The following is a 9,992-nucleotide window of genomic DNA, read 5'->3' as shown; positions in this document are numbered from 1 at the left end:
GACCAGGGCCAGGCTGGGCGCCGCCGCCAGGAGCCGATCGGGCGCTGCCCCCGCGGCGAGCAGCTCGTCCAGTACGGCCGCGGTCGCCAGCAGTCCGCTCGCCGTCGCGGCGCCCGCGGCGAGCTCAAGGACGAGGATGGTGAGCGCGGGCCGGCGCCCGCACTGCCAGATGAGCCGCAGCACCGGGACGGTGATCGCCGACAGTTGCCGCGGCGTGCGCCGGGACCCGTCCGGCCGGTCCAGGTGCCAGTAGGGAGTGTCGAGCTGCTCCTCCACGTGCCCCTCTTCCACCGGGCTCACTCCAGGTCCGGGAGCAGGACGGAAGGCAGCGCGCACTCAGGGTGCATGCGGAGCAGCTGGTAGGCCACCCCGCCCAGGCCGGGCAGCAGGCCCGGTGTGAAGGCGTCCCTGGCCAGGCCGCTGATGGGGCCGTTGACCTCCAGACTGCCCAGGATGTGGGCGTCCAGCCGTGCCGGATCCACCGGCGAGACCCCGGCCGCCCGAGCCTGCTCGATCGTCTCCCGGCATCCGAGATCGCCGTGGCAGAGCGTGTGGTTCCAGCCGATGCCGTCGGCCCAGCAGGAGGCGGCGGCGCGCGCCAGCGTGTCGCGCCATCGGGTGCCGCCCTCGCGGGCCAGCCGGTCGGCGGCGACGATCCCGATCCCGCCCGCGCCGTGACACCATGCCTTGGCGGTGAAGCCGTCGTTGCGCAGATCCAGCCAGCCGCGCTGGTCCGGGTCGTAGAGCGACTCCTCATAGGCGAACGCCGACTCGGCGAGCTCCCGCATGCCCTCGGGGCCACCGGGGGACTCCGCCAGCCGCGCCAGGGCCCAGCCGATGCCGGTGGCCCCATGGGCCAGCCCGCCGAGCCCCTGAGGGAATCGCGGGCTGGGCCAGCAGACCCCGCCGGAGCGGCGCTCCGCCAGCCCCGCGAGGCGCGTTCCGATCGATCGGGCCAGTTCGGCCCACCGCTCTTCCCCGGTCTCCCGGCTCAGCCGCAGAAGAGGGACGATCGCCCCCGCCATCCCGGAGAGCAGGTCGTAGCTGTCGTCGGCCTCGATCGACTCCGGGAGCAGCTCGGCCAGCGCGCGGGCGCGCGTCAGCGCCTCCTCCCCGGCCACGCCGAAGGCGCGCAGCTGCAGCCAGCTCCACACCTGCGAGGCGATCCCGAGGTAGGCGCCGGGGGGCTCCGGCCGGATCGGCATGCCCTCCAGCCGCCTGGCCGCGTCGCGGTCCTCCGTGACGCGGATGGTGCGCAGGACGGCCTCCAGGAGTCCGGGCAGTTCCTGGATCCGCTCGGCCCTGCCGTCCGCGGCCTCCTGGATGTAGGCGGACAGCAGGATCGCCACGCCGTGGGCTCCGCCGTACACGTCGAGCGACAGCGGCTGCACGGACCAGCCGGTGAGGTTGAGCAAGGGCGTGATCCAGGTGACCGAGCCGTCCGCGCCGCGCACGGCGCTCTCCAGCACGGCGCGCAGGATGCCGGCCGCGGCCGCGCACCGCCGGGGCTCCAAGCGGTCGGCGCGGATGAGGCCGGGCGAGAGCCGCTCGAGGTCCGGCATCCAGCCCTCGTTGAGGTAGGCGCTGACCAGGGCCGCCTGCGCCACCCGGCGGTCCAGGCCGTGGTCGCGCGCCCGCCAGCGGGCCACGGCGTCGGCGATCAGATCGTTCTCCGGGCCGCACCTGGTGTCGGCGGGGCCGCGCAGCATGCCGACCCGCGGAGTGGTGTCGAACATCGGGATGTCACCGTGGCACAGCTCGTCCACCTCGGCGGCGATGATGGCGGGGTCGCCGGGAGCGCCCGGCACGTTCTCCGACATCTTGGCCAGCAGTCTGGCAGCCTTCGCGCGGGCGGGCGCCTCGTCGTGGAGCGCGGCGGGATGCCAGAGCATGCGTCCCAGCTCGGCGTACGCCTCGGTGGAGCGCAGCACCGCGCGGACCGGGCAGTCGGCGAAGGCCGCCAGCAGCGGCTCCAGCTTGCCCGACCGGTCCAGTTCGGTCAGGCGGCCGTCGAGCTCGTCGAATCCGGCGATGATCAGGTCCCAGTACTGGCCGAGCACCGGCTCGGGGCTGGGCAGGTTGGCCGCCGGGGGCAACTCCACCCGCTCGGTGCCCATCCGCGGGCTGTCGGTGCCCGCGCCGAGCACCACCGGCAGTTCGATCTGCGGCTGCTGGCCGGGCAGCGCGCCCGCCCCCGACATGTCCACGCCCCGCCAGCCCAGGGCCACCCCTCGTCCCGGGAGCAGCCCGGTGCGCATCACCGAGGTGTTGACCAGCTCCACCGCCAGGTCGAAGGCCTGGCCGTACCCGGAGGGACGCGCCTCGGCGTGCGGGGTGAACAGGCTCTCGCAGTCGACCACCACGGGATGCGGTCCGCTGGCGATGAGGTTCTCGGCGTGCAGGTCGCTCCCGCCGAGCAGGCGCATGAGCGCCAGCCAGTGGCCCATGCCGCGATAGAACGCGCGCAGCTCTTCGACGTCGGCGCAGTGCCTGTGCTCGATGTGCTCGGCCCAGCCGTACCCCCGCCTGGTCACGACCGCGGGCACGCGCATGGTGGAGACGCCGAGGTGGGTGAGCAGGTCGGCGAGCGCCGCGTCCACCGCCAGCGAGCGTGGTTTGTAGATCACCCGGCCGTCTTCGCCGTGCAGCATCACGACCGTCTGCCCGCCCCGGTGGCTGTCGCCGGCGCCGAACTCGACGCGTTCGAGCTCACCTGACGGTGCTCCCGGGAGGGCGGCCAGCACTGAGCGGTCCTCGGCGAAGCGTTCGGCCAGGCGGCCGGCGGCCTCGCATCGGTGGCGGATGACCGTCGTGAGCCTGGCCATCATGCTGGGGTACGGAATCGCCAGATCATGCCAGAACGCCGGTTCCGCCACACTTTGCTTCCACTCCTCCCATCGAGCCGCGGAGTCGGCGGCGGTCAGGCGTCCGGACAGCCGGGCGGCGTTCACCTCCAGCACCAGCACCCTGGTGATCCTGCGGCGGACCTCCTCCTCGACGGACAGCGCGGCGCCCGCCAGGATGGCGCCGCGCTCGGCCGGGGCAAGGCCGGTGAGCGACCCCAACCGGGCCTCCAGGTCGGCCAGAGCCGGTCCGATCAGCGGGTCCAGCGGAGGGTCGAACTCACCGGCCATGTGCTCCGTCCCGCTCAGCAGCACTGATAGGTTCTGGAACCCGAGCAGGCGGTCCCGCATCTGCCGGAGTGACCTGGCCCGGTCATGGTGATCTCGGATTCGACGTACATGCCGGGCAGCAGCGGGCCGACGGGACTGTCCGGGTCGTCGCCCGTCCTCCAGGCGGCGATGATCTCCTCGGCCCTCTCGAGGGTGACGGTCATACTGGGCTCCCTTCTCGAACTTGGCGACATGATCCATTACTAGAAGCGACGGCCGATAGAGCCATAACTGGGCACTTGACACAACATTCCGCATGTGAGAAAGACAGTCGTGATCACCCTTTCTGCGGTAGACGATGATCGGATGCTCCTCGACGGTCTGGCCGCCTGGCTGGCAGGTGTGCCCGACGTACGGCTGACCGGACGGGCCGCGACCGTCGCCGAGCTGCTCGGAACGGAGCGGTCACCGGCTGACGTGGTGCTGCTCGACCTGCTGCTGGCCGACGGCTCCGACCCGGTGGAGAACGTGCGCACGCTGGTACGGCTGCGGCGGCGAGTGCTCGTGGTCAGCGTGGTCACCACGGGTGACATGGCCAGGCAGATGATCGACGCGGGAGCCGGCGGATACCTCACCAAGGACCACGACCTGGCTGCCCTGGTGGCGAAGGTCAGGGAGGTGGCGAAGGAAGGGGTGGCCATCTCACCAGAGCTGGCGCTGGGCTGGCTGGCCGACCGGGACGGCGATCGGCCCGTCCTGTCTCCGCAGGAGCAGGCGGTGCTGCTCGCCTACGCCTCCGGCATGACGCTCACCGCGGCGGCGCGCAGCACCGGGGTGCGGCCGGGAACCGCCAAGAACTACCTGGAGCGCGTCAAGGACAAGTACCGGAAGGCGGGCCGTCCCGCCTACACCAAGCTGGACCTCGCCGCCCGGGTCAGGGAGGACGGTCTGGCCACCTGAGCTCCACGCACACCCCCTCGCCGGGAGCCGTGATGATCTCCGCGCCGCCGCCCACCTCGCGCATGCGCTCGACGACCGAGGAGCGCAACCCGTAGCCGGGCCGGACCCGGCCGGGATCGAAGCCCCTGCCACGGTCGACCACGCGGACGGTGACCACGCCGTCCACCGGGACGGCGGTCAGCCATGCCTCCCGCTCCCCGGAGTGCCTGGCCACGTTGTTGAGCGCCTCCGCCACGGCCTCCGCCATGGTCACGGCCACGTCGGCGGGCAGATCCTGGGGCGGCGCCTCGGCGGCGTAGCGCACGCACAACCCCAGCCCCGCCGCCCTGGCCACGGCCCGGGCCAGGCCGTTGGTCAGCCCGGTGGCGGCACCCGAGGCGTCCTGCCTGATCAGTGCCCGTACGTAGGCCGCGTCGGCCGCGCAGCGGCGCCGCACCTCCTCCGCCTGGTGATCCAGCCCTCCTCGGGCGATCGCGGTCAGCGTGGCCAGGACCGTGTCGTGCAACTGCCGGTAGTGCGCCAGCCGGACCTGCTCGGCGATCCGCTCCGTCTCGACCGCCAGTCGCTGCTCGGCCAGCCCGTCCAGCCGCGCGGCCTGGCCTGCCAGGTAGCGACGGATGAAGAACACGACGATCGCGAACCAGACGTAGGCGTTGACCTGCACGGCCAGTTCCAGCACGGGCGGGAGTCCCCGTCGGAGATCGTCGGCGTGCGCGATCACGTAGACCACGATCGGCGGCAGCAGGGCGGCGAACCGCATCGGACGCTTGATGACCGCCCCGATCAGCGCTCCGGTCGCCAGCATCGCGTGCGAGGACCAGTCGGTCACGCACGTACCCGATTCGGGCAGGCAGGCGCCGGTGACTCCGATCATGAAGGCGCAGGTGGCCAGGACGTCGATCACCACAGCCCTGGGCGCGAACCAGCCGCGCCGTGCGACCCAGTGGAACAACGTCATGTTCCAGATCAGGGCCAGGGCCAGCAGCACCGCGTTGCGGCCGCGGCCGGACAGGAGCGCCTCGTCGGCGAACAGGCTCGCGCCCGCCGGCAGCAGGTAGCTGAGCCGCTGCAACATCAGCAGCATCGCCACGAACCGGCTCACGCGCTCACCACTGGGCCTGGACGCCAGGAACAGCGGATCTCGCCAGCCGAGCGTTGGTGCCTGCATGTGGAGTGACGCCCCTTCTGACGAACCGGCTTCAAAGATCCATCGCACTCGACGTGATCTCAAGCGCGGACCGTAAACGGACGTCCGCGTTGCCGGATAGCGCACGACCGGTCCGGCATGAGGCCGTACCACGAGGTCGGGCCCAGGCTCCGTGGCCACGCGGCGAGCACGCCGGCGCTCTGGGGCGAGGGAAACGAAGTTAGGAAACCTTCCTAACTTGTTGACAGTCCATCAAGCCGCTTGCCAGTATGCGGTGAGCGGCTTGGCGCGGCGCCTCCCCGGCGGGGGCGTGACGCGCTCAGTGAGAGATGTGCTGCCCCGGCCGTGTGTCGCACGGTGCCCCCAGGCGGTGCCGTGGTCTTTTCGTCTCTCACCCCCAGGAGACAGCTCGTGTCTTCAACGATGCCTTCCCTCGTTCCCCGCCCTCTCCTGCCGGTCCTCGTGGTGGTCACCGTCCTGTTAGCGGGACTCCTCGTCGCCACGGCCCGCGCCGAAGCCGCCGAGACCCTGCTGTCACAGGGCAGGCCGGCCTCATCCTCGTCCAAGGAGGGCTCCTCCTACAGCTCGGGCAAGGCCGTCGACGGCGACCTCACCTCGACCCGCTGGGCCTCCCAGGAAGGCAGCGACCCGCAGTGGATCCGGGTCGACCTCGGCGCGGTCTTCCCGATCTCCCGGGTCAAGCTGTTCTGGGAGGTCGCCTACGGCAGGGCTTACAAGATCCAGGTCTCCGGTGACGCCGCGAACTGGACGACCGTCTACTCCACGAGCGGCGGTGACGGTGGCCTGGACGACCTGACGGGCCTGTCGGGCTCCGGGCGCTACGTCCGCATGTACGGCACGGCCAGGGGTACCGACTACGGCTACTCCCTGTACGAGTTCCAGGTGTTCGGTGGCGGGACCTCCACCCCCAGCCCGACCCCGACCCCCACGCCGACCCCGACCCCGACCGTGCCTCCGGGTGACACCTTCGTCGTCGCCGCCGCCGGTGACATCGCCGCCCAGTGCACCGCGAGCTCCAGCTCCTGCGCACACCCCAAGACGGCCGCGCAGGTCCAGGCGCTGAACCCGGAGTTCGTCATCACCATGGGCGACAACCAGTACGACGACGCCCGGATCTCGGACTTCCGGAACTACTACGACAAGTCATGGGGCAAGTTCAAGAGCAAGACGCGACCGGCGGTCGGAAACCACGAGACCTACGACCCCGCCGGGACCTACGCGGGATACAAGGCCTACTTCGGCTCCCTGGCCACCCCGCAGGGCAAGACCTACTACAGCTACGACCGGGGCAACTGGCACTTCATCGCCCTCGACTCCAACTACTTCGACCAGCAGGCCCAGCTCAACTGGCTCAGGTCCGACCTGGCCGCGAACACCAAGGGCTGCATCGCGGCCTACTTCCATCACCCGCTGTTCAGCTCCGGTGAGCACGGCAACGACCCGGTCAGCAAGCCGGTCTGGAGGATCCTCCACGCCGCCGGGGCCGACCTGGTGCTCAACGGCCACGACCACCACTACGAGCGGTTCGCCCCGCAGAACCCCGACGCCCAGGCCGACCCCGACGGCATCGTGGAGGTCCTCGGCGGCATGGGCGGCGCCTCGCCGTACAAGATCGAGAACGTCCAGCCCAACAGCCAGAAGCGGCTGACCAACACCTTCGGCGTGCTCAAGCTGAGCTTCGCCCCCAGCGCGTTCTCCTGGCAGCTGATCGGAATCGACGGCGCGGTCAAGGACACCAGCCCCACCTACGCCTGCCACTAGATGTACATCTCCGCGAACCGGACCGCGGACGGAGCGCGTCCGCGGTCCCGGTTCTCCCGGGCGGTCCCCGGGAACGTGCTCGCCCTCGGGTGGGTCAGCCTGATCACCGACATCTCCTCGGAGATGGTCACCGCCGTACTGCCGCTCTATCTGACGCTCTCCCTCGGGCTCAGCATGCTGCAGTTCGGCCTGCTCGACGGGCTCTACTTCGGGGTGACGGCACTGGTCCGCCTCGCCGGGGGGAACCTCGCCGACCGGTGGCAGCGGCGCAAGCTGGTCGCCGGGATCGGATACGGGCTGTCGGCGCTGTGCAAGCCGGCCCTGCTCGCGGCGGGAGGCTCCGTCGCCGCGCTGGGCGCCGTGATCGCGCTGGACCGGGCAGGCAAGGGACTGCGGACGGCCCCGCGCGACGCGCTGATCTCGCTGAGCGCCCCGCCGGACGCGCTCGGGGAGGCGTTCGGCGTGCACCGCGCCATGGACACGCTCGGCGCGCTGCTCGGCCCGCTGGTGGCGTTCGCCATTCTCACGGGCACCGGCGGGGCGTATGACGCGGTGTTCGTAGCCAGTTTCTGCGTGGCCGTGCTCGGCGTACTGCTACTCGTCATGTACGTCCGCGACCGGCGCACGCCACTGCCGGATGCGCTGCCTGGCTCGCAGCCCTCTGGCCGGCCATTGGCGGCCTGGCGCCGGCCATTGGCGGCCTGGCCGCGTGCCGCGCTGGGGCTCCTGCGTGAGGCGCCGTTCCGGCGGATGTGCGTGGCCGCCGCCGCCCTGGGACTGGTCACGATCGGCGACGGGTTCGTCTACCTGCTGCTGCAGAAGCGCGGCGGGCTCGACGCCGCGTACTTCCCGCTGCTGCCGGTCGGCACGGCCGCCGCCTACCTGCTGCTGGCCGTACCCGCCGGGCGGCTCGCCGACCGGCTGGGCCGGGTTCCGCTCTTCCTGGCCGGACATGTCGCGCTGATCATCGCCTGTCTCCTGCTGCTGGGGCCGGGGTGGTTCGTGCCCGTGCTGGTCCTGCACGGAGCCTTCTACGCCGCCACCGACGGCGTGCTGATGGCCGTGGCCGGGCCGATGCTTCCCGAACACCTGCGCACCAGCGGCCTGGCCCTGCTCCAGACGGGCCAGGCGGTCGCCCGCATGTTCTCCTCGATACTGTTCGGCGCCATCTGGACGGTGTGGGGGAGCGGTGGGGGGCTCGTCGCCATGACCACCGGGCTCGCGGTCTGCGTACTCGGCGCCTGGCCCATGATGAGGAGGCACGTATCGCCCTGATCCGAGCTTGGGCCAACCGATTCGTGACGGGAGGACGCTCGTGACGCCGATCCGGCGTCTGCTGGTGCTGCTCGCGGCCGTCGCCCTCCTCGGCGGCGTGGCGGCCGGCTACCTGGCCTGGGCCGCGCGGCATGCTGCCGCGCCGGTCCAGGCCGCCAACGGCGACGTGCTCCGTCCCGGACAGCTGGTGTTCCGTACGACGGGCGGCCGGGTCGCGGCGGTCCCGCTGGGGAACACCTCGGCCGCCCCCGAGGCCGAGGGCCCGGTCTGCAACCGCTTCTCCACGGCAGGCGGCACCTCGATCTGCCTGACCGCCCAACCGGGGGCGGTGGCCACCACGCACGCCGTGATCCTCGACCGGGCCATGAAGGAGACCCGCCGGATCAAGCTCGCCGGGATCCCGAACCGGGCCAGGATGTCCCAGAGCGGCCGCATGGCATCGTGGACCGTGTTCGTCACCGGAGAGTCCTACAGCCAAGGCGGCTTCTCCACCTGGACGGGGATCCTCGACACCCGCACCGGCTACGCCGTCACCAACATCGAGGACATCCCCCTGACCCTGAACGGCCGCCGTTACCACGCGCCCGACGTGAACTACTGGGGCGTCACCTTCGCCGCCGACGACAACCGGTTCTACGCGACCGTGGCCACCAGGGGGAAGACCTACCTCGTCGAGGGTGACTACGGCACATGGCGGGCACGGACCCTCAGGGAGAACGCCGAATGCCCATCCCTGTCGCCCGACGGGACCCGCCTGGTGTTCAAGAAACGGGTCTCCGCCGATCCCGCTCGGATGTGGCGGCTCCACCTGCTGGACCTGGCCACCATGCGGGAGACGCCGCTGGCAGAGCCCGCGAGCGTCGACGACCAGGTGGCCTGGCTCGACGGGCGCACAGTGATGTACGCCAAGGGACCCGACGTCTGGTCGGTCCCCGCCGACGGCTCCGGCACCCCGGCCCTCCTGGCGCGCGGCGCCTCCTCCCCGGTGGCCGTCCGGTGACGCGCGGTGCCGTTCTGGGCGGAACCCGACGCCGATGAGGTAAACCGCGAGCGTCCAGATGAAGGGCAGCCGTTTGCGCGCCGCGGGATGGCCTGGGCGGCGTGTGGGAAGGGCAGAGCGGAAGGGAACGCGCATACTTTCATCCAACGATTCTCGCGGCGGCCGTGCCCGTCTCATCGGTGCGGTTGTCGAGGATCGCCTTGTGCCAGGGCAGCGCTTGAGCCTGCGCCGCAGGGTGGGCTGGTGCAATTGACGACCAGCAGGTAGTGACCTGCGGCCGCGACGATCTGCCGGACGTGCTCATGCTGGGTGTGCAGGGCGTCGGCGATGATCACCACGCCGGTCAGTCAGCTCCAGGCCACGCGAGCCGGGGGCCGAAGCCGGGAGCTCGTTGCTCTTGGCCGCGATCTGCTGCTGGGCCACGAAGATCCGGGTGTCATGGCGGCTGGCAGCCAGCAGCCAGGTCACCTACGGCCGAACACCCCTGTCAGGCTCACGCCCACCTCACCAGCCGAGAACGCTTCAGCCCTGCGTGAGCGATGGAGGTAAACAACTGATTTCGTGTAGCGGTAGGTAGTCGAGAAAGCACGGCAGGATTCCCCGAACTGGAACTCTTGCGTGGAGTAAGAGGGAAACTTCGTATCCATTCAGGCCTGTGATTGATCAGGCGTTTTGTGGTGGCATCCAGGGGGTTCCGGCCAGGGCCTCGCGGAGG

At 71.1% G+C, this 9,992-nt stretch carries 8 protein-coding genes and 1 pseudogene; 4 read left to right on the top strand and 5 right to left on the bottom strand.

Annotated elements, in window-relative coordinates; genetic code table 11:
• The 3 genes and pseudogenes from DQW85_RS33435 to DQW85_RS44980 all read right to left on the bottom strand — a co-directional run.
• Nucleotides 1–291, bottom strand: a pseudogene (locus DQW85_RS33435) (hypothetical protein); the annotation flags it as partial.
• 5 nt (nt 292–296) lie between these two features.
• Nucleotides 297–3,194 carry a type 2 lanthipeptide synthetase LanM family protein gene (locus DQW85_RS33430; RefSeq protein WP_205315603.1) on the bottom strand — a complete coding sequence of 966 codons (2,898 nt, stop codon included), beginning with the start codon at nt 3,192–3,194 and terminating at the stop codon, nt 297–299.
• On the bottom strand, nt 3,149–3,337 hold the full coding sequence (locus DQW85_RS44980; RefSeq protein WP_162795572.1) for a DUF6229 family protein: 189 nt from the start codon (nt 3,335–3,337) through the stop codon (nt 3,149–3,151). The genes DQW85_RS33430 and DQW85_RS44980 overlap by 46 nt, the downstream gene beginning before the upstream one ends.
• 94 nt (nt 3,338–3,431) lie before the next feature.
• On the opposite strand from DQW85_RS44980, the gene DQW85_RS33425 reads away from it, so the two are divergent.
• A complete protein-coding gene (locus tag DQW85_RS33425) occupies nt 3,432–4,073 on the top strand; it encodes a response regulator (RefSeq protein WP_205315602.1) in 642 nt (213 codons plus the stop codon).
• On the opposite strand, the gene DQW85_RS33420 is transcribed toward DQW85_RS33425, so the two are convergent.
• Nucleotides 4,048–5,175: a sensor histidine kinase gene (locus tag DQW85_RS33420; RefSeq protein ID WP_113703764.1), complete on the bottom strand. Its 1,128-nt coding sequence runs from the start codon at nt 5,173–5,175 to the stop codon at nt 4,048–4,050. The genes DQW85_RS33425 and DQW85_RS33420 overlap by 26 nt on opposite strands.
• Nucleotides 5,176–5,631: 456 nt before the next feature.
• Between DQW85_RS33420 and DQW85_RS33415 the strand changes: the two genes are divergently transcribed.
• The 3 genes from DQW85_RS33415 (at nt 5,632) to DQW85_RS33405 (ending at nt 9,277) form a co-directional block, all read left to right on the top strand.
• Nucleotides 5,632–7,002: a galactose-binding domain-containing protein gene (locus tag DQW85_RS33415; protein ID WP_113703763.1), complete on the top strand. Its 1,371-nt coding sequence runs from the start codon at nt 5,632–5,634 to the stop codon at nt 7,000–7,002.
• Nucleotides 7,003–7,077: 75 nt separating this feature from the next.
• A complete protein-coding gene (locus DQW85_RS33410) occupies nt 7,078–8,277 on the top strand; it encodes an MFS transporter (RefSeq protein ID WP_240197584.1) in 1,200 nt (399 codons plus the stop codon).
• 40 nt (nt 8,278–8,317) lie between these two features.
• Complete coding sequence (locus tag DQW85_RS33405; protein WP_205315601.1) at nt 8,318–9,277, top strand: TolB family protein; 960 nt, start codon at nt 8,318–8,320, stop codon at nt 9,275–9,277.
• 173 nt (nt 9,278–9,450) lie between these two features.
• On the opposite strand, the gene DQW85_RS44975 is transcribed toward DQW85_RS33405, so the two are convergent.
• The gene (locus DQW85_RS44975; protein WP_162795571.1) at nt 9,451–9,615 is read right to left on the bottom strand and encodes a hypothetical protein; all 165 of its coding nucleotides are present in this window, start codon (nt 9,613–9,615) and stop codon (nt 9,451–9,453) included.
• Nucleotides 9,616–9,992: the final 377 nt, after the last annotated feature.

The organism is Nonomuraea lactucae (assembly GCF_003313395.1).
Lineage (GTDB): Bacteria > Actinomycetota > Actinomycetes > Streptosporangiales > Streptosporangiaceae > Nonomuraea > Nonomuraea lactucae.
The sequence above is the reverse complement of the archived record's forward strand: the minus strand, read 5'-3'. Positions and strand labels throughout refer to the sequence as shown.